The organism is Desulforhabdus amnigena (assembly GCF_027925305.1).
Classification (GTDB): Bacteria; Desulfobacterota; Syntrophobacteria; order Syntrophobacterales; family Syntrophobacteraceae; genus Desulforhabdus; species Desulforhabdus amnigena.
Genome location: NZ_BSDR01000001.1, coordinates 987138 through 1009896, shown reverse-complemented (window position 1 = coordinate 1009896; position 22759 = coordinate 987138). Strand labels below are relative to the sequence as shown.

General features: G+C 48.0%; 15 protein-coding genes and 1 riboswitch. Of the genes, 9 read left to right on the top strand and 6 right to left on the bottom strand.

What is annotated here, in order from left to right; genetic code table 11:
• Positions 1-176 precede the first annotated feature (176 nt).
• From QMG16_RS04415 to cobT, 6 genes are all read left to right on the top strand, one after another.
• Positions 177-1439 (top strand): CoB--CoM heterodisulfide reductase iron-sulfur subunit A family protein, encoded by a 1263-nt coding sequence (locus QMG16_RS04415; RefSeq protein WP_281792458.1) that lies wholly within the window; start codon positions 177-179, stop codon positions 1437-1439.
• A gap of 5 nt (positions 1440-1444) precedes the next feature.
• Positions 1445-3658 (top strand): FAD-dependent oxidoreductase, encoded by a 2214-nt coding sequence (locus QMG16_RS04410; RefSeq protein ID WP_281792457.1) that lies wholly within the window; start codon positions 1445-1447, stop codon positions 3656-3658.
• A 204-nt stretch (positions 3659-3862) separates the two neighbouring features.
• The gene (locus tag QMG16_RS04405) at positions 3863-5020 is read left to right on the top strand and encodes a 4Fe-4S dicluster domain-containing protein (protein ID WP_281792456.1); all 1158 of its coding nucleotides are present in this window, start codon (positions 3863-3865) and stop codon (positions 5018-5020) included.
• 222 nt (positions 5021-5242) lie between these two features.
• Entirely contained in the window at positions 5243-6223 is a 981-nt protein-coding gene (locus QMG16_RS04400; RefSeq protein WP_281792455.1) for a queuosine 5'-phosphate N-glycosylase/hydrolase, read from the top strand.
• Positions 6224-6534: 311 nt separating this feature from the next.
• Positions 6535-6813, top strand: a complete 279-nt coding sequence (locus QMG16_RS04395) for a DUF3303 domain-containing protein (protein WP_281792454.1) — start codon at positions 6535-6537, stop codon at positions 6811-6813.
• A gap of 22 nt (positions 6814-6835) precedes the next feature.
• Positions 6836-7040, top strand: a riboswitch (cobalamin riboswitch).
• Positions 7041-7168: 128 nt separating this feature from the next.
• Positions 7169-8230, top strand: a complete 1062-nt coding sequence (gene cobT / locus QMG16_RS04390) for a nicotinate-nucleotide--dimethylbenzimidazole phosphoribosyltransferase (protein WP_281792453.1) — start codon at positions 7169-7171, stop codon at positions 8228-8230.
• Between the two features lie 209 nt (positions 8231-8439).
• On the opposite strand, the gene QMG16_RS04385 is transcribed toward cobT, so the two are convergent.
• Positions 8440-9837 (bottom strand): hypothetical protein, encoded by a 1398-nt coding sequence (locus QMG16_RS04385; RefSeq protein WP_281792283.1) that lies wholly within the window; start codon positions 9835-9837, stop codon positions 8440-8442.
• A gap of 346 nt (positions 9838-10183) precedes the next feature.
• Here QMG16_RS04385 and QMG16_RS04380 point away from each other — a divergent pair, with 346 nt between their 5' ends.
• Together QMG16_RS04380 and QMG16_RS04375 are read left to right on the top strand one after the other, a co-directional pair.
• On the top strand, positions 10184-10384 hold the full coding sequence (locus QMG16_RS04380; protein WP_281792452.1) for a hypothetical protein: 201 nt from the start codon (positions 10184-10186) through the stop codon (positions 10382-10384).
• 477 nt (positions 10385-10861) lie between these two features.
• The gene (locus QMG16_RS04375) at positions 10862-11899 is read left to right on the top strand and encodes a DUF72 domain-containing protein (RefSeq protein WP_281792451.1); all 1038 of its coding nucleotides are present in this window, start codon (positions 10862-10864) and stop codon (positions 11897-11899) included.
• A gap of 150 nt (positions 11900-12049) precedes the next feature.
• Here QMG16_RS04375 and QMG16_RS04370 read toward each other — a convergent pair whose 3' ends face one another.
• Positions 12050-12601 (bottom strand): peptidoglycan L,D-endopeptidase MepK, encoded by a 552-nt coding sequence (locus tag QMG16_RS04370; RefSeq protein WP_281792450.1) that lies wholly within the window; start codon positions 12599-12601, stop codon positions 12050-12052.
• A gap of 982 nt (positions 12602-13583) precedes the next feature.
• Between QMG16_RS04370 and QMG16_RS04365 the strand changes: the two genes are divergently transcribed.
• Positions 13584-16304 carry a bifunctional acetate--CoA ligase family protein/GNAT family N-acetyltransferase gene (locus QMG16_RS04365; RefSeq protein ID WP_281792449.1) on the top strand — a complete coding sequence of 907 codons (2721 nt, stop codon included), beginning with the start codon at positions 13584-13586 and terminating at the stop codon, positions 16302-16304.
• Between the two features lie 64 nt (positions 16305-16368).
• Here QMG16_RS04365 and QMG16_RS04360 read toward each other — a convergent pair whose 3' ends face one another.
• The 4 genes from QMG16_RS04360 to acs form a co-directional block, all read right to left on the bottom strand.
• Positions 16369-16638 (bottom strand): acyl carrier protein, encoded by a 270-nt coding sequence (locus tag QMG16_RS04360; protein WP_281792448.1) that lies wholly within the window; start codon positions 16636-16638, stop codon positions 16369-16371.
• Between the two features lie 193 nt (positions 16639-16831).
• Positions 16832-17164: a hypothetical protein gene (locus tag QMG16_RS04355; RefSeq protein WP_281792447.1), complete on the bottom strand. Its 333-nt coding sequence runs from the start codon at positions 17162-17164 to the stop codon at positions 16832-16834.
• Between the two features lie 1265 nt (positions 17165-18429).
• On the bottom strand, positions 18430-20082 hold the full coding sequence (gene pgm / locus QMG16_RS04350) for a phosphoglucomutase (alpha-D-glucose-1,6-bisphosphate-dependent) (protein WP_281792446.1): 1653 nt from the start codon (positions 20080-20082) through the stop codon (positions 18430-18432).
• 354 nt (positions 20083-20436) lie between these two features.
• Positions 20437-22377: an acetate--CoA ligase gene (acs, locus tag QMG16_RS04345; protein WP_281792445.1), complete on the bottom strand. Its 1941-nt coding sequence runs from the start codon at positions 22375-22377 to the stop codon at positions 20437-20439.
• Positions 22378-22759 lie beyond the last annotated feature (382 nt).

The window sequence follows — 22759 nt, the reverse complement described above, 5'->3', positions numbered from 1 at the left end:
TCTTTTTGTTGCACGATCAAGGCTCTTTGTGTATATATGCACACGGGGAGTATTGGGAATCTTGAGCTTTTGCAAGGTTTGTGCCGAGCAAATAGGAAAGAGCGAAATCTTGGAGATTGTGCCCAAACGCTGGTGGGGTTCTCGATATATTTTTAAATCAGCTTAGGAGGATAAGCATGGCAAACGCAGTAACTCAAAGTATTTTGGTGGTCGGAGGCGGCATGAGCGGACTCGCCGCCGCCATCGAAGCAGCAGAAGCGGGCCACGAAGTCTATCTCGTCGAAAAGAATGCGTATCTTGGCGGACGAGTGGCTCAGCTTCATCAGTACTTTCCGAAGTTGTGTCCGCCATACTGCGGTTTGGAAATCAACTTCCGTCGGATCAAGAACAATCCCAGAATCCGTTTCTTCACCATGGCGGAAGTAGAAGCCATTTCTGGTCAAGAAGGCGATTTTGACGTCTCCATCAAATTGAACCCTCGATATGTCAATGAAAAGTGCACCGGCTGTGGTAAGTGCGCAGAAGCCACCAGCATGGAAATTGACAACCCCTTCAATTATGGTATGGACAAAATCAAGGCGGCTTATCTGCCCCATGACATGGCTTTCCCCATGCGCTTCGTTTTGGACCCGGCATTGGTCGCCAGTCCGGACGCGCAAAAGGTAAAGGATGCATGTCCTTACGACGCCATCGATTTGACCATGGAGCCCAAGACCGTAAACCTGAAGGTGGGAGCCATCACTTGGGCAACCGGTTGGAAACCGTATGACGCCACCAGGCTGGATACTCTGGGATTCAAGAAGTACCCCAACGTTGTCACCAACGTGATGATGGAGCGTTTGGCTGCATGGAACGGACCTACGCAGGGCAAGATTGTGCGGCCGTCGGACGGCAAGGCTCCTGAAACGATCGCTTTTGTTCAATGTGCTGGTTCCCGTGACCAGAATCATCTTCCGTTCTGCTCTTCCATTTGCTGCATGGCGTCCATGAAGCAGGCCACATATGTACGCGCCCAATACCCCGACGCCAAAATCTACATCTTCTATATCGATATCCGGGCAATGGACAGGCTTGAAGATTTCTACCAAAAGGTCAAAGAAGACCAGAATATTCAGTTTTTCAAAGGAAAGGTGGCCAAGATAGAAGAAGACGCCGCCACTAAGAACCTTGTTTTGCGGGTCGAAGATACCGCTGCTGGAGCCTTGCATCAGATAACTGTGGATATGGCGGTACTGGCAACAGGAATGCAGCCCAATACGTCCGATTCACCGATTCCTGGGACCGTGGGCAGTGATGAGTACGGATTTGTGGCATCACTTGAGGCCAAACCGGGCATTTATGCCGCTGGTTGCACAAGAACCCCCGTTGGCGTTTCTGAAGCGGTACAAGATGGCACGGCAGCCGCACTTAAAGCTATCCAATCCATTGCCAGGAGGTAGACTCAATGGAGAAAAAGTTAGCAGTATATATTTGTACTGGATGTGGCATCGGAGATGCCCTCGATATAGATCAATTGAGCGAATTGGCGACCTCGGAGCTGTCGGTTCCCATATGTAAGGTCCATGCAAACCTTTGCAGTAAAGAAGGGGCTCAGCTCATTAGAGACGATATGGCCAACGAAGGTGCCAACACGCTCGTCATAGCAGCCTGCTCACCTCGCGTCATGTATGATGTTTTCAACTTTGAGGGTACCATCATTGAACGTGTCAACCTGCGCGAACAGGTTGCCTGGTCTCAGCCGCCCAAAGCAGAAGATACTCAGATGATGGCTGAGGATTACCTCCGAATGGGCGTTACAAAAGCCAGCAAGATGGAGCTTCCCGAACCCTACAAGCCGGAAGAGGAATTGTCTCGCGATATTCTGGTGGTGGGCGGCGGTTTGACAGGTATGACCGCATCCTTGGAAGCGGCCAAAGCCGGCTATTCAGTTGTCCTGGTGGAAAAGCAGGCTGAGTTGGGTGGTTATCAGAAGAAAGTCGGTAAAAAAGTCACCTTTCCTTATAAAGAAGTCCAGACCAACGACATCGATCAAATCATTCAGGCGGTTCAACAAAATGATAAGATCAAAGTCTACACGGGAGCAAAAGTAGAATCACTCACTGGTGGCCCTTGCGTTTTTAATGCTACCATCTCCCAAAACGGCTCGAAGATGGAGCATCGTATTGGTGCGGTTGTCCAGGCTGCTGGTTGGGAACCTTATGATCCCACTAAACTGGATGCCAAGCTGGGCTATGGTGCATCTCCCAACGTCATCACCAATGTCCAGTTTGAAGAAATCAGCCTCTCCGGCAAGATCACCCGCCCGAGTGACCAAAAGATGGTCAAGAATGTTGCCTTTCTGCAATGTGCGGGACAGCGTGATCCCAACCATCTGCCGTATTGTTCCTCGGTGTGCTGCTTTACCGCCTTGAAACAGGCCATCGAGGTCAAGCAACAAGATCCCTCGAGCAACGTTTATGTGATTTACAAAGAACTTCGGACTCCCGGTCAGGGTGAAGATTTCTATAGAAAGGCCCAGGAAGAGGGCGTTATTTTTGTACGCAGCCAGGATCCCGAAGTGCTGGTCAGTAACGGTGACGTCAGTGTCCAGGCTTTCGATGAGCTTTTGGGCGATACGATCGTTATCGGCGATCTGGATCTGGTCGTTCTGGCTACGGGTATGGTTCCCAGAACAGCGTTTGGTGAGGATGTAAAAGCCAAAGAGAAGAAAGAGGGCGAACCCGAAGTTGAAACTCCTCAGGACGCTATTCTTGCTTCCGACATTCTCAATCTTCAGTATCGGCAGGGACCTGAACTTCCCGGTCTAAAGTATGGTTTCCCCGATTCTCACTTCATCTGTTTCCCTTATGAGAGCCGTCGTACGGGTATTTATCCGGCGGGCCCCGTACGCCGCCCCATGGGTGTGGCCAATTCTATCGAAGATGCTACGGGTGCTGCATTGAAGGCGATTCAGTGTATTGAACTCACGAGCCGCGGTCTGGCCGTACATCCTCGCGTGGGTGATGCAAGCTTCCCTGAATTTTTCATGCAGCGTTGCACCCAGTGTAAGCGTTGTACGGAAGAATGTCCGTTCGGTGCTATTAACGAAGACGAAAAGGGAAATCCGCTGCCTCAGCCTACCCGTTGTCGCCGTTGCGGTGTTTGCATGGGTGCATGTCCGGAACGTATCATCTCCTTCAAGAACTATTCGGTGGGAATGATCGGTGATACGATCAAATCTATCAATGTGCCTGAAGAATACGACGAAAAGCCTCGTATCCTCGTTTTGGCCTGTGAAAACGATGCCTATGCTGCGCTGGATATGGTCGGCCTGCGCCGCATGACCTACAATGCCTGGGTGCGCGTTATCCCTGTGCGCTGTCTTGGTTCCATGAATCTTGTATGGGTTGCTGACTCGCTCTCCAAGGGTATTGATGGTGTTCTGCTTCTAGGTTGTCAACATGGTGAAAACTATCAATGCCACTTCATTAAAGGAAGTGAGCTTGCAAATATTCGGTTAAGCAAAGTCAAAGAGACATTGGATCGACTTGTACTGGAATCCGATCGCGTTCGTTTTGAAGCTGTTGCCATTACCGACTATGATAAACTCCCCGCTCTCCTTGATTCCTTCGCTGAAAAACTCAATGAAATAGGTCCCAACCCCTACAAGGGATACTAATTCTCTTCTCTTGCCCCCATGTCCATCGAGAACATGGGGGCGCCGATACAAATCGGGAGCCTTGAACCGAAGGTAAAAAAAGGAACATCCGGCGCCTTTTTCGTGAGATTGCTTGGCGTTGAGGCATTCCAGGCTCCTGATTTTATCAGACTTTGCTTTGTGAAAGTCATCTTCCTAACTTCTATAGTGACAGGAGGCATTGCGATGAGTAACAGAGTCGACCCCACCTTGATAAAAGATTTGGAATCCTTCGGTCTTAAAGACGCCAACAAATGCTTTAACTGTGGAAACTGTACGGCCATTTGCCCTCTCTCGACACCCGAGAATCCTTTTCCAAGAAAAATGGTGCGGCTCATCCAATTGGGACAGAGAGAAAAATTGCTCCATGCTCCGGAACCCTGGCTCTGCTATTATTGTGGAGATTGTTCAACCCATTGTCCTCGCGGTGCGGACCCTGGTGAAACCATGATGGTCATGCGACGCTATTTGACCTCTCTTTACGATTGGACAGGTTTTGCCCGCAAATTTTATACATCTGAAAGATTTGAAATCATCGCCATCTCTATTGTTGCCTTGTTGGTCGGAATTGGACTTCTCATTTTCAATACTGGCCATCCTAATTGGGAACATGCCGCGTTGAACTCCTTATGGCCTGCCGAACATATTGAAATTGCAGATCTCATAATGGGTGGAATCCTTTCCTTTCTGCTTTTGAGCAATGTTTTTCGGTGCTTTAGAATCATTATGGGGAAGCTGGCGTTTAAGGTCCCTCTCAGGATTTATGCTACCGAAGCCAAGGAACTGTTGCTTCATTTTCTGACTCAAAAGCGTTTCGGCAAATGTTCGGACAAGATGCAATGGTTCGTACACCTGATGATTATGACGGGGTACTCATCCGTTTTTCTGTTGGTCGTTGTGTTCATCAGATGGTTTCAACGCGATCACATTGAATATGCGTTCTCGCATCCCGTACGATTGGTGGGGTATTATGCGACGTTTGCGATCCTATACGGCACCACCTATGCCATCATCGGACGTTTGAAGAAGAACAAACCGCCCTATCAAAATTCCCATCCGACCGACTGGATGTTTCTCATTTTGTTGCAGTTGACAACCCTGACCGGCATCTTTGTTCACTTCACCCGCTTACTGGACTGGCCCGCTACAACCTATTTCCTTTATATCATTCATATGATGGTAGCTGTTCCCATGCTTGTTCTGGAAGTACCTTTCGCCAAATGGGCCCATCTGGCTTATAGGCCCGTAGTGATTTACCTGCTGAGAGTAAAGGAGCGGTATGCCCAGGAGGTTCTGGCACCGGCAACTGAAAGTCAGATCGCTGTAGAAGCTGCAACTTCCTGATCGAACATTTCATTATCATCATCGCTCTTGAATTTTCAGAAAAATTACATTCCAAAAAGAAAAGCCCATGTAAGGTGCTGGAAAGGTCCTCGCATGGGCTTTGTTATTGAGATGAAATATTTTTAGGCTGTTATTTCCAGATGTTATAATATATTCGTTTTTCAGATTCCAATACCTGTTTTTTTCCATGCCTTTTGTGTGCCTCTATGAGGAGCACCAACAATGCGAAATGATCAAGCTCAATTTTTTATTTTACCATCGATAGCAGCAGTCGTTTCTCGATGCAGTCGTGTATTCTTTCATCCCGAATTGGTGCGACCCGCTGTGGAAAAATGGGGAGATTATTTTCGGGATTTGGGAGAATGGCAAAACGTTTGTCACTTTTTCGATGACTCCGAGGAAACCGTTCGTTGGATTTTTGTTTTGGACATTTTAAACCATTGCTTCTGGCCAGATGTGGGCGAACCGACCTGGACAATACACTACGGTGGAAGTCCCCGATCAGGTTATTGGGGGTTGGCTGCAAGTCTCAAGCGTGCTCAAGAAAGTGGGATTCCTATCACTCAACCGGATTTTCTGGCAAATCTTTCTGCCGATGATCTGAAAGGGATTTTGTCGGGAAATGTGGAAATTCCACTCTTTGAAGAACGGCTTTTCAATCTTAGAGAAGCGGGTCGGATTCTGAACTCTACGTGGCGGGGTGATATCATTCATCTACTTGAGTCGGCAAAAGGAAATGCCCTGGTCGCAGTAAAAAAAATCGTGGATTCTTTTCCCAGTTTTCGCGATGACGCTCGATATGGTGAGATAGAAGTCTATTTCTGGAAAAGAGCACAAATCTTCATTTCGGATGTGAATCTGGCATTTGCTGGACGAAAGTGGGGAAAATTCATACATATGGATAAACTCACGGCTTTTGCCGACTATAAGTTACCTCAAGTTTTGAGAGCATTGGGAGTGATCTCATACCATCCGGACTTGGCCAGCAAGGTCGATTCCATGCAAGTATTGTCTCAGGGGTGTGAGGAAGAGATAGAAATCCGGGCGATGACTGTATGGGCGGTGGAAGCACTAAAGAATGCATTTGCGGCACAGGGAAGAGAAGTCAGCAGCACCTGGGTTGACAACTGGCTCTGGCAATTGGGGCAGATGGAATCCTTCAGAAAGAGGCCATACCATCGCTGCCGTACCATTTTCTATTGAACATGTCACATCCAGTGCCGAATGAATATTTCTTGAATCTGCGTCGTTCTGAACATTCGCCTGTCAGCAATACCGTTAATTGCTTACTTTCTGATTATCGAGTTCTCTATAATGTGTTATAAGAATTTCAGGGGGCACCACCAAAAATCAAGTTTCTGTTTTGATGGAGCAGGGATGGCCTTGCTCCTGATTGTCGCGCCCGAGTGGCGTTGGGGCAGGTGATTTCACCGAGCTCTATTGTAGACCATGACGTCGGTCATCGTGAGGAGTGCGCACTTAACCCATCTCCACAATTGAGAAAGGAGCCTCTTATGCTGTTTATGGCCATTTTTAATTATTCTCCGGAAGATCGTAATTTGGTTATCGAAAGAGGCATGGGCGGAAAGGAAAAGGACATTGGAGTGACGGTCAAGGGGGAGTGGTTTGACATTTCGGGGCATCGCGTATTCCGTCTTTTCGAGGCCGATGATGAAATTCATCTCGCATCATCCATTTATAACTGGACGGATCTGGGTGTGGCTGAAATCATCCCGGTGATGGAGACAGAAAAAGCGCTTAAGCTCATCAAAAGAACCCTCAAAAAATCTTAGTACTTTTCGAGAAAGAGTTTTTTCTGTTAAGCCTCTTCGTTGTGCCTGTGTGCTTAAATGGGAATACGGTGAAAAACCGTAGCGTTTGGCCGACGCTGTGAGCGGGGATGAAATCTGAGAAACAGCCACTGTTCCTGCAAGCCCGTATATTTTGGGCAAGGAATGGGAAGGAACAGAGAGTAAAGCGAACCGCAAGTCAGAAGACCTGCGATGGAGAGGATGCCTGAGTTTTCAGGGTAATGGCTCGAGATTGCCGAAGCCATCAAGCAATCCTTCAAACATCCCTTTGCGGAGAAGTTTGAAGGATTTTTTTTTGGAACGGTTATAGTTCAAGTAATTCATGAAGGAGGATAAATTGCAAAATCTCAAGAACTTGATGAATCGTATTGAACCCTGTTCAAAGGAATGGCAAGAAAAGGCATGGGAGAGACTGCATTCTCAGATCCGGCCTCGAGGTTCGCTTGGACATTTGGAAGTGATTGCCTCACGTCTGGCTGCCATTCAGGGTACTCTGACGCCGTCAGTCAAAAAGAAGCTCATCTTCACCATGGCTGGAGATCATGGTGTGGCAGAAGAGGGAGTCAGTGCATACCCCCAGGAAGTTACCGGACAAATGGTTTTCAGCTTTATCCAGGGATGGGCTTCCATCAATATCTTGGCCAAACATGCTGGAGCTGATGTCCGTGTCGTGGATTGCGGAGTGGCGGCAGACATCCCCGAAGAATGGCAGGTGGTGCATAAAAAAATAGGCAAGGGAACAGCAAATATTTGCAAAGGTCCCGCCATGAGCAGAGAGCAGGCTATTCAGGGACTGCTCCTTGGGGCTGGCCTGGTCGAGAAGGCCTTTCTCGAGGAAGGGTATGAACTGTTTGGTACGGGTGACATGGGAATAGCCAATACCACACCTTCGACGGCCATTGTTGCAACATTCAGTGGAAAACCCGTCTCACAATTGACGGGTCGCGGCACCGGGATTGATGATGAAGCTTTCAATCGAAAAGTCAGGGCGGTCGAAAAGGCATTGAAAGTGAATCAGCCGGATTCTGAAGATGCTTTGGATGTGTTGACCAAGGTGGGAGGTTTTGAAATTGCCGGTCTTGCTGGAGCCGTTTTGGGAGCTGCGGCAGTGAAGGCGCCCATCGTGTGCGACGGTTTCATCGCCACAGCCGGGGCTCTGATTGCCTGCCGGTTGATGCCTGTTGCGAAGGATTATCTTTTTATTTCACACCAGAGTCTGGAGATCGGACATGCAACCATGGTGGAGCTCCTCGGGTTGCGTCCAATTTTGGATCTTGAGATGCGTCTCGGAGAAGGTACGGGATCTGCCCTGGCTATGAATATTATCGAAGCGTCTGCGAAGGTCCTCAAGGAAATAAAAACCTTTGCAGAAGCGGGGGTCACAGATACGGGACACTGATAGACTGCAGGATGAGAAGGGGAGCTCTTTCCCTTCTCACCAGCAGTGAAGATCCAGTAGATCTAACCACAGCTCAAAAGTGCTCCCATGGCGTTCAATGCAGTTGATCCCAGGTTGAAGATACAGCTATCCCATGTGCACTCATTCTGGTGCTGTTTATAAAGATTTATAGATGTATGGGGGATCAGAGCCTGGAACATGGACATCCTTCAGGAAGTGTCAAATCGTATTTGGAATGGCTGTGCCCGGACTCTATCGAGGAAGTCCCGAGCGAGCCTGAGGTTGCGCCAAGCTTCGAGAAGTCTGAACGCGATGTTTTTGGCCGATCCCACTCCCGTGGGGAAAGCTCTCCGAAAGAGACTGCCTCTTTGGATGAGCTGAAAAAGAGTGCAGGCGATCTGCAAGAGAAGGTAGAAGATCTTGCAGGCGACATCATTGTTGCTGTAAACATGTTCCAGTTCAAATCCCCCGTTTTTTTGGACATTGAAGCCCTCGTTTTCAATGATCCATCTGCTCCTTCCTCCATCGTTGGCTATTTCGATGGCGCTTGCCTGACTGATTTTGAAATTGGTAACCCACTGGAATCGAGTGGTCCTGATCTGCCCTGTCTTATCCGGTTTGGTCTCAAGGCACCGGAGAACGCAAAGGGAGTGCTCTCTGTTTTCAGTATCGATATAGGGAATGTTGTTTACCCACCGGTATTGCTGGTGAATTCTGGCTTCTTTGCCTGTCCGGTACTCGAGGTGACACTCAGGATGGAATCTCTGGAGGGCCTCGAACTGTTGCTCAACGGAGGGGAGGTTATCCTTGTGAACGATCAAGAACTTCCAGCCGTATCGGTTGCACAGGTCAAAGGTGGGGCCGCCGGCAAAGAGGCTATCGAGGCTGATGCACAGGGGAAGCCGGGGGAATCTTTCTTTGAGTCTTTGTGCAAGCCGGTAGAAAGCCTTGAGCTCACAGTCCTGTTTGCCGGGATTCTCCCCGGGGTTCTCGATGAATTCCGTCATAAGGGAGAAGGCGAATCCGTTTGGGGTCACGAGCTTTGCCTCGAGCACCTCGTGGTAGTAGATCGTCTTGGTTCCGTGAGTCCGGGTGAGACAGTACGGGCAATGTCTCTTGTCGAAGGAAATGGTCCCCGTCCCATCGACAGCCACAACATAGTAGATGCCCCGAAGTCTCCAGCGAGAGAGCACCTTCTTTCTGATGAGGGTTTCGGCCATCCCGGTAACGGCCTCTTGAGCCTCTTGCGGAGAGAGCCTGAGGTAGAGATCATTAAGGGTATCACCATGGGGAAAGGAGTCGACACCGAAAAGGATCTCGAACTTTTCCCTGGAGGGCTCATTCTTTCGGAGTTGGTATGTGACCTGTCTTCTGGCTCCGAGTCTCAGCAAGAACATGAGAACTCCTGCAAAGCAAAGAGATGCAAGAGGGTAGTTGATCTTCCTCTGGTCTCTCGGATCGGATGCGCCTCCAAAAATCTTCTGGAAACCACCGAAGAAATGCTCCACCGTCTTGATGAGAATTCCGATCAGAGCTTCCTGCTCCTGCTCAGCGCTGTCCGTGGTAGGATTCATGGTTCGGAAATCAAAAATGAGATTGTTTTTCAATGCGGCCTCCTTCACCCAACGGGAACTCCAGTTGAGCGTGAAGAAATTATTTTCTCTCTTGAGAGGAAGCCCTCTCGTTTTTTGATTTTATCCCGATTTACTGTGCGAAGAAAAATCAATCGTTATTGCTGCCTTCTCACCTATGCTGGCACGATCATTTTTCAAATGGCTATTGCCAATATGTGGTCTGAAATTTAAGGTGAATCTGTTATTATTATATTTGTTTGTAAAAATGCTCTCAGGATCGATGGGGGTACTTGCAATGACCTTATCGAGCGGTTCATTAGGAGATATATTATAGTTATAATATGATGGCAATCAAAGCAATTGTAAGGAGAATGAAGTCATGGCCAATATTATGCCCGAAGGGGAATCCATCCGCAGGGCTGTGAAATGGATTTCTGCACGCCTGGAGGAATCTCCCAGTGAGTCGCCGATGAAGTATGTCAATGAAGCTGTCTCAAGATTCGACCTTTCATCGAAAGAAACAGAATTTCTGATGGAATTTTATCGGCAGCGAAAAGAGAAATCCTTATCTGACGCATAGATGGGATTGATTGTGGATTCAAGGGTTCGAGTCCTTCCAGATCCATTGCTTTCCATAGAGATCCCTTTGTATCGTCCCATGGCAGTGCTTCTCATTTTAAAAAACTTCCCCTCTCAGGGGGAAATTTTTAGAACAAAGTCCCGCTTTGAAGGGGGATTGAAGGGGATGTCGCAAATGCCAATATCATGAAAGACGTCCAAAAAGAGAATTGCTGGTCCCGTCTTCTCATGTTCAGTGGAATTCAAAATTGGTTTAAGGAGAAATGATGGAACATAAGCAGTTGAGATGTGAGGACTGTGGCTGGGTCGGAAATGCTTTTGAACTGGTTCGAGTCAATTTTACAATGGGTGATCCACAACCCTGCTGTCCAAATTGCGGAGGTGACCGCATTGGCGAATTCGAATTGCCGAGCTCACAGGACATATGATGCAGCACTTCAGGAAGAATGGAGAAATCTCCTGCTGTTAAGGATCGATCATGTCTGATCGACAGGGTTTTGACTTCGAACACTTTTATTTTAGAGAATTGCATCCCGATATTTTTATAGGAACAGCGAGCGACCGCTATTTGGGGTGGGTGGGGCAGATTTATTCGGAAGACCGCTACAAAGGCCGCATATCCAGCCGTTCCAAAAAGATCAAGGGGCGAACATTTCAGGAAGATGTTTTACCCGTGGAAAGCGTAGAGGAGTATTTCAATCATTTCAGGATATTGGAGATAGATTACACTTTCTATGGATTCTTGCTGACTGCGGATGGTGAGGCTACTCAGAATTTTCATGTGCTCAGCCGTTATAAAAGTCACTTGAAAGAAGATGACTATCTGTTGCTGAAGGTCCCACAGTCTATTTTTGCGCAAAAGATTTTGAATGCTGGCAAATATATTGCCAATGAAGATTATCTCAATGTCAAAGCCTTTATTGAACGCTTTTATGAACCTGCGCTAACCCTTTTGGGATCCAATTTGAAGGGTTTTATTTTTGAACAGGAGTATCAGCGCAGAGGGGAACGGATTTCCGCATCGGAATTGGCCCGCTCATTGGATTTCTTTTTCAACTCCATTTATCCTGATCCTCGCTATCATGTTGAGCTGAGAACGGAATCTTATCTCACGCCTGTGGTTTTTGACGTGCTTGAAAAACATGGTGTGGGCCAGGTACTGTCTCACTGGTCCTGGCTTCCCCCTCTGGCAAAACAATTTGCAAAATCAGGTGGTCGTTTTCTGAATGCGGAACGGCAGTGTATTATTCGCCTCATGACACCCCTTGGAATCCGTTATGAGGATGCCTATGCGCAGGCACATCCTTTTTCAAAGCTGGTTGAAGGCATGCTGCAGCCCGAGATGATCGAAGAAACGGCAAGAATAATGTGGGCAGGAATAGAACAGGAGGTGACAGTCAATGTGATTGTCAACAACCGGGCAGGGGGAAATGCGCCCCTGATTGCCAAGCGCATCGCGGAGGCTTTTACGACAGCAAAACCACAGTCAGGAAGTAAAACTGAAAAAAACGAGTGATTGTGGAATTATCGTGTTCCGGACTTGTAGGTTCTTCAATTCTTTGAGCGGGAAAGGCTTCTTCCCGCTCAACAAAATCAATGAAGGAAGGATTTCAGGAGGAAATCTCCCTTCTCTTAACGGACCGTTCAGGCGTCACGCCCACACTCTTTACCATTGTCGTACGGGACCAACGTCCAAATGGACAAAATCGGGATATCCCCCAACACCTCCCACATTCAACAAGAGAGCCGTTTTCTGGATATCGATGAGATCCACGCCCTCCAAACGTACATCTGCAGCCATACCTCTAATGTGGTAGCTGTTCTTGGCTACTCCATGTCCTTCTTGACGCAGGTATTCATTATAAGAAGGGGAGCGATAGCCCGAAACCAAATGATAATGTCTTTCTCGAGACCCCAGTTTTGTTCGGACAGCGTCCAAAAGGAGAAAAAGTTGTGGGTCTATGGGAAAGGGCGAATCATCGTATGAGCATCTGAAGAGATGATTGAGCTTAGTGAGGGCTTGGGGATCGAAGTCACCCCCTCTGTCGAGGTATTGGATGCTGAGAGATTCGTTGGTGTGAATGTTGTGCAAGTCCAGCTTTCCGGTACAAAGATACTTCAGCGAAACCGCTGCCTCTGCTTCTCTTTTGAAAACCTGCTGCGTTGATGCCGCCGCGGTACCCAAAAGGAGCAACTTTAGAGCCTGTCTTCGGGTCATGATCTCCTGCCTGTGTTACGTTAACGATAAAGCTTTCTTCCTGACCAACCATGTTATAGGCTATTCCAAAAGTATCGATCGGCTACAGCTTGCTGGTATTTTGCAAACGTCATGCCGAACAAAAAAGATGCTTGTCCTGAGAGACTGGATTCCCATTTGTGTCTCATAGAATTCCTCGGGCATGCGAGATGCTGTTTTACCAAAGAGGAATAGACGGCAGTCAGGAAAAAATTACCTAAGGGTCTGTAAAAGAACTACTTCCCGGTTTTCCTGGATTCCAAGTTTCACCGGAAGCCAGTCTTCTTTGAAGAAATATGGAACTTGTTTTTTTACAGGCCCTAAAAACCTATGAATAAATCAGAATCTGTTGTTGTTATGAGGTGTTGTGACTTGTGGGTTCAGTTTTCATAACAGTGCACACCTCCTCTCATCTTCAGTAACTGAACACAAAACTTCAAAAATCAACGGAATACCATGAAGTCAAAGTCCAATCTTTGATTTTCTGCTATTTTAAAGGAGAATAGGATTGTAGCTGCCCGCTTTACCAATTCTCCCATTCAAGATTTTGGCATCCTACTTGATCTGAAGACTGTTTTGCAAGTCCCAACTCTGGGGCAACAAGACCTGTTGTTTAGGTAACCATTTTATATTGTTGTAAATTATCTAAAAAATCCCAACGATTTATGTCAGAAAAACCTGAGGGGAGTGATGATACAAGGGACGATGCAGATGTAAAACTGTTCTCGTCAATAGATTGGCGTAATGTGAGATGACCCCTATGGGACGATTGTCGCTGTCAATTACAGGAACACCGGTGAAAATGGATTGCTCAAAGAGAAGCTTTTCTTCTCTCTTGCCTGATCCTGCTGTGCGTTAGAGATAGCGGTTGTTTTGCTTCAGTGCATCAGGTATATTTTTTCCAAATTTAATAGAGATCTTCCATAATTGAGAATCGATCGCATTTGTTTTCTGAGGTTTTTGCATGACGATCCGAAACCTTGACTATTTTTTCAGACCCGCCTCAGTTGCGCTCGTCGGTGCGAGTAAGAAAAAGTCCTCCATTGGCGGTGTGCTCACGAGGAATCTTTGGAACAGCGGATTTGAAGGAGAGTTGTACGGGGTCAATCCAAATTATGAGGTGATCGACGGCATCCCGCTCTACCCTGACATTGCGAGTCTTCCCAAGGCTCCTGAACTGGCAGTGATCGCCACCCCGCCGGATACTGTGCCGGGGTTGGTGAAAGAGCTTGGCGCCCGGGGCACAAAAGCCGTAGTCGTCATAACGGCAGGGTTTGGGGAAAGTGGGGGAGCGGAAGGGAGAAAACTCAAAAACGCCATGCTCGAAGGGGCGAGACCACATCTGCTGCGGGTGCTTGGACCCAATTGCATGGGGGTCATGGTTCCTCGAACGCATCTCAACGTAAGTTTTTCCAACGTACAGCCATTGCCGGGCCAAATCGCTTTCGTGGCCCAATCCGGGGCCGTGCAGACGGTTGTGCTCGACTGGGCAACGGCTCGAAACATCGGATTTTCTCATTTTGTTGCACTGGGAGAGATGGCTGATGTGGATTTCGGGGATATGTTGGATTATTTGGCCAATGACCCCTATGCTCGAGCGATCCTCCTTTATATGGAGTCGGTGACACAACCACGAAAATTCATGTCTGCGGCTCGTGCCGCTGCACGTATGAAGCCGGTCATCGTGCTCAAGGCCGGCCGTCATATGGAAGGAGCCAGGGCTGCCGCTTCCCATACGGGCGCTCTGGTTGGTGATGACGCTGTTTATGACGCTGCATTTCGCCGTGCAGGAATGTTACGTGTGTACGATCTGCAGGAACTTTTCAGCGCCGTCGAAACTCTGGCGACCCTTCCCCCCATACGAGGCGATAGACTTGCAATTCTTACTAATGGTGGAGGGATAGGAGTTCTGGCTACCGATTCCCTTATGGATGAGGGCGGAAAACTGGCCGAATTTTCTGCAGAAACCATGGATCGTTTGAATGCGCAACTTCCTTCCATCTGGTCCCATGACAATCCGGTGGACATGATCGGTGATGCCTCCGGAGAACGATATGCTGCAGCTCTAGAAGCGATGTTCAATGATCCCGGAGTGGATGCCACTCTTGTCCTTAACTGCCCCAATGCCATGGTGGACAGTGCGGAGGTGGCACAAGCGGTGATAGACACTTACCAAAAGAAAACAGCGAAGGGAGTACGTCCCGTTTTATTGACAAGCTGGGTGGGTGGCACAAGCCTCGATGCAGGACGTCACCTGCTGATCGAAAACCGGATTCCCACCTATGATGTTCCTTCCGATGCTGTGCGCGCTTTTATGCAGATGGTCCGCTACCAGCGGAATCAAGCGCTTCTGATGGAAACACCGCCAAACCTTCCCGAAATATTCAAGCCGGACGTGGAGTGTGCTCGGGGAGTGATTGAGAAAGCCTTGGCAGAAGGGCGCGAGTGGCTCATGGAAACGGAAGCCAAAGAGGTCCTTTCTGCCTACCGCATTCCCGTGGTTTCCACCTATTTCGCTGAAGACCCGGAAAAATCTGCCGTTGCCGCTACTAATCTCGGTCAGCCTGTCGTCCTGAAAATTCTCTCTCCCGATATCCTCCACAAGACCAGGGTGGGGGGGGTTGTCCTCGATCTCCAAAGTCCGGAACTTGTGCGCAGGGCTGCAGAGGTCATGTTGGAAAGGGTTCGTGAGGCGATACCGGACGCAAGAATCAGGGGCTTTGCTGTGGAACCCATGATTCGACGTTTGCACGCTCATGAACTGATTATCGGAATGACCGAGGATACGCTTTTTGGTCCGGTGATCCTTTTCGGGCATGGGGGTACCGCAGCAGAGGTGATTCGTGATAAAGCTATTTCCTTACCGCCACTGAATATGCATCTGGCTCGGGAATTGATGACTCGCACACGAATATTTCATCTGTTGGAGGGGAATGAGAACCTTCCCCATGCAGATCTGGATGGCATTGCTTTCACATTGGTGAAAGTCTCACAGCTTGTATGCGATCTGGAGAACATCGTAGAACTGGATATCAACCCTCTCCTGGCCGATGAGAAGGATGTTCTTGCCCTGGATGCGCGTATTCGAGTGGTGAGGCGAGGCACGTCTGCCAAGGATCGTCTCTCCATATGTCCTTATCCCAAAGAACTTGAGGAGCATATTACGCTTCCCGATGGTCAGACGCTTTTCATTCGACCCATTCGTCCCGAAGACGAGCCGGGGCTCCATAGAATTTTCCAACACCTTTCACCCAATGAAATCCGTTTGCGTTTCCTGCATCCCATGCAGATACTTCCCCATAGCCTGGCGGCTCGTCTCACTCAAATCGATTATGATCGTGAAATGGCGCTTGTGGTAGGGGGGGGAAGTACTGAAGAGGGGATGGAACTGTATGGAGGCGTTCGTATCGTTGCCGATCCTGACAACGAGAATGCAGAATTCTCTATTCTGCTGCGACAGGATAAGACAGGCCTCGGACTCGGCCCCATGCTCCTGAGAAGGATCATAGAGTACGCGCGATTGCGGCATATTGGTGAAATCTACGGAGAAGTGCTCGCAGAGAACAAGGCGATGCTGAAGCTTTGTGAGGCGTTTGGTTTCAAGGTTAAACGCATTCCGGATGACCCCGGAGTTGTTCATGTCTCTTTGAGGCTCTTTGAATCCGCTACGGATTCATATCCATAAGACAATGTGTAAATAGTATGAGTGTAACGCTAATCTTCCTTTCATATTTGTTTGATTGGGTACTTTATCGTAAGAGCCGGGCGGAAACTTCAGCTGAAATCTTTGACTTCAAATACTCTATACAACCATCCAAAGTAGCCAGTTTGGGATAATCGTTTTCCGGGATTTTTACTGCGAATTTTTCTTGGAGTGCGAGTGCGAAGTTCAAGAAATCGATGGAATCGAAATCAAACTGGTCTCTAAAACTCTTGTTGGGTTTCAGATGATCGAGGTTCGCCTCCGGTGCGATTTTTTTGATGACTGTAAGGACAACCCCCTTGATTTGTTCTTCCATGGAAATCTCCTCCGTCTTTCCAGGGCAAAAATCGAACGGTGGACTGCAGAGTCCACAAAAATAACATTAAAAATAACATTTTGGGGCAGAATCGTTTCGTACTGAATTTTGCTCTACCTTCCACGAGGTTTTTGCTGGATACCAGCATCTCCAAGCCGTGTTGTTATGGTAGAGGTTTTTCTAAAAATATAATTTATGGTTGTTCCGAAAGAAATCCTCCCAGATCAGGTTCCAAAACCTGCCATCCTTCTGGAGATACGGAAAAAACCCATTTTTGATGCAGGGTTTTCGTCCGGAGCTCCGGGTCGGAAGTAGAATAATACCTACAGCGCAAAAGCACTGTCTTGGTTGGATTGGGGTTTTGAAAACCGATGTCTCTGATTTCATAGTCCAGCAAATGAAGTTTGCCCTGGAATCGATCTATGTTTTTCCAGAAGTCTTCTTTCGCGGATGGGGCAACCCATACGGAAGCAATTTTATACTCTTCCCATTTCATGGCCTTGAGAAAACCCTGTACGGCAATCAAAAGACTCTTTTCGTCATTCTTTGGCTTGTTGATAGTCGCGCATGAAACTGAAAATAGCAGTAAAATGAATATGAGAGACATATTGAAAGATGTCTTCCTATTTTTGTAGAGCGAGAACCTGTTCATACGTGAATTCCCCTCGAAGGATGGATTTTCATGTTATCCCGGCTGCTTTCCAGTCAGAATATCATCACATCACTTTCGCTTCCATGAAAATTCTCAGAATTCAATCCATTGAGCGTACCAGGATTTGGACTCAAAAAGACCTCTTTTTTTCTTCGCATCACGTTTCCCCGGACAAATCACGATGCATTCTGTCAATTCTCAACTCTATAAAAGCTGTACTAACATTATTTTGAAAAAAACCAATTGAAAAACTGATCGTTTTTAAGGCTATTAATCCTATAATATATTTGAAATTCAGTATATTATAATACTGCTTCTACTGTTTTTCTATTTTACTTAATTTAGTGTGGATTAAAATATGTTATTATAATAAATTAATATTGAGTTTGATCCTTTAGTTTTGTGGGGTTTTTTTCCCGGAAGGAAGCCATCTACTTCAAATGAAATGGATGGCCTGGAGGTTCGTCCGGCAAGACGAGATGTTTTACCGGCAAATGAAAAAGAGAGTGTGTCCTGACTCCCAAAACGTTGGGACTCCGGTTTTATTGTAGCGGCAGTATGGATAGAACATTTGAAGGAGATACAACGATGGCAGAGGGAAAAGGGATTAACGGTTGGAAAATAGAAGGAAATAGGGGAATCTCTGATGTCAAGAGTTTCACTGACTTTGTTGAATGGCACGCAAGGACGATGGAAGTGTATGGGTGGCTCTGCGAAGCATCCCATCTTCGAAGGTGGATACCTGAATTGAGGAATTCCTGCGACGACTCTTCAGCTTCGCGTGATAATTTCATAACATCTTTTCGCTAAGGATAAGCATTTTTGCTCCGATAGACTGAATAGGCCGGATTCCTGCGACAAGTTCGCAGAAAAAAGTGTTAATTTTTCTTTCGAATGCTTTCAGAAGGCGAAGGAATTGGCTTGTGAAGACGTCTTCCTGGTCATGGCGAGCCGATTCTTTTGCTTTAAAAATAGCACTGAGTTTCAGTCCAGAGACGCTTTCCTACGTTTGGCCGATGGGCAGTAACTTTTCCGTCCTAACAGGTTATTGCGAGAGAAATCTTCATCTCATGAAAAAATTTCAGGTATCAGATGAAGCGGCTAAACCCTTGAGTATTTAAAATGAGTGAACGCTTTGCTCAGACGCCTGCAATTTTAAACGCATTGCTTACAATGGAGCGCGCTTCTTCCTGTATTTTCAAAAGATGCTCTTTTCCTTTGAAACTTTCCGTGTAGATCTTATAAATATCTTCTGTCCCAGATGGCCGTGCGGCAAACCATCCGTTCTCGGTAATCACCTTGAGTCCCCCTATGGCGGCCCCGTTTCCCGGAGCTGCAGTGAGTTTGGCCAGGATAGTCTCCCCCCCTAGGGTAGAAGCGCTGATTTGATCGGGAGAAAGCTTCTTGAGTACCGCCTTCTGTTCGGGTGTCGCCGGGACGTCTATCCTCTCATAAACGGGATTTCCGAACTGTGAAACCAGGGTTTCGTAGTGTTCTGCGGGGTCTTTTCCTGTGCGGGCCGTTATTTCAGCGGAAAGCAGATCCATTATGATTCCATCTTTATCCGTGGTCCAGACAGTACCGTTCTTGCGCAAGAAGGAAGCCCCTGCACTTTCTTCCCCTGCAAATCCATAGCTCCCGTCAATCAACCCCTCTACGAACCATTTGAAACCGACAGGGACCTCTGAAAGCTTTCTGCCCAAATGTCTGGCTATACGATCGATCATACTGCTGCTGACGAGCGTCTTTCCGACCGCTGAATTTCGGCTCCATTCGGGCCTGTTCTGAAACAGGAACCAGATAGCAACTGAGAGGTAATGGTTCGGGTTCATAAGTCCGCTGCTGTGGGTTACAATACCGTGTCGATCACTGTCGGGATCGTTTCCAAAAGCGACATCATAGTTGTCTTTCAAACGGATGAGACTAGCCATGGCGAAAGGGGATGAACAATCCATTCGAATCTTTCCATCCTTGTCCACGGTCATGAAACTGAAAGTAGGATCTACAGCGGGATTCACCAACTGGATATTCAACTGGTGGATTTCCGCAATGGGTTCCCAGAAAGCAACAGATGAACCTCCCATTGGGTCCGCACCAATACGAATTCCGGCAGATTTTATAATCTCCACATCGACGACGTTGCGAAGGTCTTCGACATAGGGGCGAATGTAATCATATTTATGAGTAGTGTTTAAGGAGACGGCCTTTTCGTAACCCACCCGTTGAACCTCTTTGTTGCTTCCTTTTAAGAGTTCATTGGCTCGGTCCTGAATCCACTGGGTGACCTGAGTGTCTGCCGGGCCTCCGTGGGGCGGATTGTACTTGAATCCTCCATCTTCCGGAGGGTTATGAGACGGGGTGATCACTATACCATCTGAAAAACCTGATGTTTTCTTTTGATTGTAGACTAGAATAGCATGAGAAATGACGGGAGTGGGAGTGTAGCCCAAGTCTGCCTGCATCATGACTTCCACACCGTTTCCGGCAAGGACTTCCAGGGCGGTTACGAAACTGGGTTCTGAAAGGGCATGTGTATCCTTTCCCAAAAAGAGTGGTCCAGTGATACCATTGATCTTCCGATAGTCGCAGATGGCCTGCGTGGTGGCGAGGATGTGGTGTTCATTGAAACTCTTTCTCAGGGACGAACCCCTATGCCCTGAAGTGCCAAATTCCACCCTTTGAGAGGGTTCTGCAACATCTGGCTGATGAGTGTAATAGGCCGTGATCAATCGGGGAATATTTGTGAGCATGTATCGGGGGGCCGGCTTTCCTGCCAAGTCATTTATCGCCATTTTCTCTGCCTCCGAAAAAGTGAAAGCGATCAGGGATTCTTGAAGCTTGTCATGCGCGCTGTGTACTGCCGAATTCTATTCCTGAATTCCTTCTATACTGCGAACGGTTAAAACCTTGACTTTTGGTCGCGATTCTCTTGGGAGTCGGCTGTTTCTATCGCGACTGGAAGCCGCTTCTACAGGGGCATCAAGAAGTCAGGATTTCATCCGCGCGAAGTATATATCCAGTGAGCGAAGGGATGTCAAATCCTCTTGAAATGCGTACACTCGAGAGGAAAATTTACCAGAGGATTCAGCAAAAAAGAAAAAGGGGGACTTCCATCCCCCTTTATTTGTCATGATACCGAAGCCGAATTATTTGGATACGGCCTGGCGGTGTTGAATGAGATCGTCGACCACTGCAGGTTCGGCGAGGGTAGAGGTATCGCCCAGATCGCTCACTTCATTGGCGGCGACCTTGCGCAGAATGCGGCGCATGATCTTTCCGGAACGGGTTTTGGGAAGTCCCGGAGCCCACTGAATGAAGTCGGGGGATGCAATGGGTCCGATTTCCTTTCTTACCCATTTCACAAGTTCGTCTCGAAGCTCTTCGCTGGGTTCCTTCCCGGCGGTCAGGGTGACATAGGCGTAAATTCCCTGCCCCTTGATGTCATGGGGATAACCGACAACTGCAGCTTCAGCGACTGCGGGATGAGCCACTAGTGCGCTTTCTATTTCCGCTGTACCCATGCGGTGACCGGAGACATTGATAACGTCATCGACGCGGCCGGTGATCCAATAGTAGCCGTCTTCGTCGCGGCGGGCGCCGTCACCGGTGAAGTACAGTCCCGGATAGTTGGAGAAGTAGGTCTGTTTGAAACGCTCGTGATCCCCATAAACGGTTCTCAACATTCCCGGCCAGGAATCCTTCATGACCAGATAGCCTGTCGCCGGACCTTCCATGAACTTTCCTTCAGGGTCGACAATGGCCGGCTGTACTCCAAAGAAAGGCCGTGTTGCAGAACCCGGCTTCATATCTGTAGCCCCTGGAAGGGGAGTAATGAGAATTCCACCGGTTTCGGTCTGCCACCAGGTGTCAACAATAGGACATCTTTTCTCTCCAACAACATTGTAGTACCACAACCATGCTTCGGGGTTGATGGGTTCACCTACTGTGCCAAGCAATTTCAAGCTCTTACGCGAGGTCTTCTTCACCGGTCCATCGCCCTGGCGCATGAGAGCGCGAATGGCTGTAGGGGCCGTGTAGAAAATATTGACTTTGTGCTTGTCTACGACATCCCAGAAACGGGACCAATCGGGATAATTGGGGATGCCTTCAAACATGATGCTGGTTGCACCATTGGCAAGAGGTCCATAGACGATGTAGCTGTGGCCGGTGATCCAACCGATGTCGGCGGTACACCAGTAGATGTCGCCATCATGATAGTCGAACACATACTGATGTGTTAAGGATGCGTAGACCAGGTAGCCGCCTGTGGTGTGCAAAACGCCCTTGGGCTTGCCGGTCGACCCTGAGGTGTAAAGAATGAAAAGTGGGTCCTCCGCATCCATTTCTTCGGGCGGACAATCGGCAGAGGCTGTTTTCATGGCTTCGTGATAGTCAATGTCTCTACCGGGTGTGATAGGGACATCGCCACCGGTGTGTTTCACGACGATGACCTTCTCAACGTCGGGGCATTTGGAAACAGCTTCGTCGGTGTTTACCTTGAGAGGCACTTTCTTGCCACCGCGCAATCCTTCATCTGCAGTGATCACTATCTTGCCGCCGCAATCCTGGATGCGCCCTGCGAGGGAATCCGGAGAAAATCCTGCGAAAACTATGGAATGGATGACACCAATTCGTGTACAGGCCAGCATAACGATGGCCAGTTCGGGAATCATTGGAAGATAAATGGTGACTCGGTCACCCTTTTTCAATCCTTGTGACTTGAGAACATTGGCGCAGCGACAAACCTGTTCATGCAATTGCCGGTAAGTGAAGCTCTTGCTAACGTTGGGATCGTCTCCCTCATAGATGATCGCAACCTGGTCTCCGCGCTTTTCCAAATGTCGGTCCAAACAATTGTAGCTCACATTGAGCTTACCGTCCACGAACCACTTGATGCGGATGTCGCCTTCAAAAGAACCGTCTTTTACCTTTGTCCAAGGTTTAAACCAATCCAACCTCTTGGCTTGTTCCCCCCAAAATCCTTCAGGGTCCTTTATGGAGCGTTCGTACATCTTCAGATAGGTTTCATTGTCACAAAAAGCAGACTTTTTCCAAGATTCGGGAACGGGAAACACATCATTAGCCATGGATTCCTCCTTGAAGCTAGTGTTTGCTGTACACCGCCATTGTGGCGGCCCACCCAACTACTAAAAACGGCAAAAAATAGAGATTCGGTACACAGGACTGCGATCAGGCCTCGCCACCCATGCGGAATCGAAGAAAAGAAGATGGGATAGAACTGGAAGCACCGCTGGTGAGTGAAAAAGGAAATCTCAAGTTTCGAGCCTCAAATCTAGCAATGAGATGGACACCTGTCAATAGAAAACTGTTATTTAAGATCGGAAAATGCTTGTATTTGTGTATAGATGCACAAAGGATGCGTCACTTTCCGCGATTGCCATCCTTCACAATTCAGGGAAGCACCCAGCCATTATGCTCGCAATGTTTGGCGATTGCACTTCCGTAAGA

What these genes read in the sequence shown, in the direction of transcription:
- QMG16_RS04405 (WP_281792456.1), top strand. Translation starts at nt 3,863, where the DNA reads ATGAGTAACAGAGTCGACCCCACCTTGATAAAAGATTTGGAATCCTTC.
- QMG16_RS04410 (WP_281792457.1), top strand. Translation starts at nt 1,445, where the DNA reads ATGGAGAAAAAGTTAGCAGTATATATTTGTACTGGATGTGGCATCGGA.
- QMG16_RS04380 (WP_281792452.1), top strand. Translation starts at nt 10,184, where the DNA reads ATGGCCAATATTATGCCCGAAGGGGAATCCATCCGCAGGGCTGTGAAA.
- acs (WP_281792445.1), bottom strand. Translation starts at nt 22,377, where the DNA reads ATGGCTAATGATGTGTTTCCCGTTCCCGAATCTTGGAAAAAGTCTGCT.
- QMG16_RS04360 (WP_281792448.1), bottom strand. Translation starts at nt 16,638, where the DNA reads ATGGAAGAACAAATCAAGGGGGTTGTCCTTACAGTCATCAAAAAAATC.
- QMG16_RS04400 (WP_281792455.1), top strand. Translation starts at nt 5,243, where the DNA reads ATGCGAAATGATCAAGCTCAATTTTTTATTTTACCATCGATAGCAGCA.
- QMG16_RS04365 (WP_281792449.1), top strand. Translation starts at nt 13,584, where the DNA reads ATGACGATCCGAAACCTTGACTATTTTTTCAGACCCGCCTCAGTTGCG.
- pgm (WP_281792446.1), bottom strand. Translation starts at nt 20,082, where the DNA reads ATGGCGATAAATGACTTGGCAGGAAAGCCGGCCCCCCGATACATGCTC.
- QMG16_RS04415 (WP_281792458.1), top strand. Translation starts at nt 177, where the DNA reads ATGGCAAACGCAGTAACTCAAAGTATTTTGGTGGTCGGAGGCGGCATG.
- QMG16_RS04375 (WP_281792451.1), top strand. Translation starts at nt 10,862, where the DNA reads ATGTCTGATCGACAGGGTTTTGACTTCGAACACTTTTATTTTAGAGAA.
- QMG16_RS04370 (WP_281792450.1), bottom strand. Translation starts at nt 12,601, where the DNA reads ATGACCCGAAGACAGGCTCTAAAGTTGCTCCTTTTGGGTACCGCGGCG.
- QMG16_RS04395 (WP_281792454.1), top strand. Translation starts at nt 6,535, where the DNA reads ATGCTGTTTATGGCCATTTTTAATTATTCTCCGGAAGATCGTAATTTG.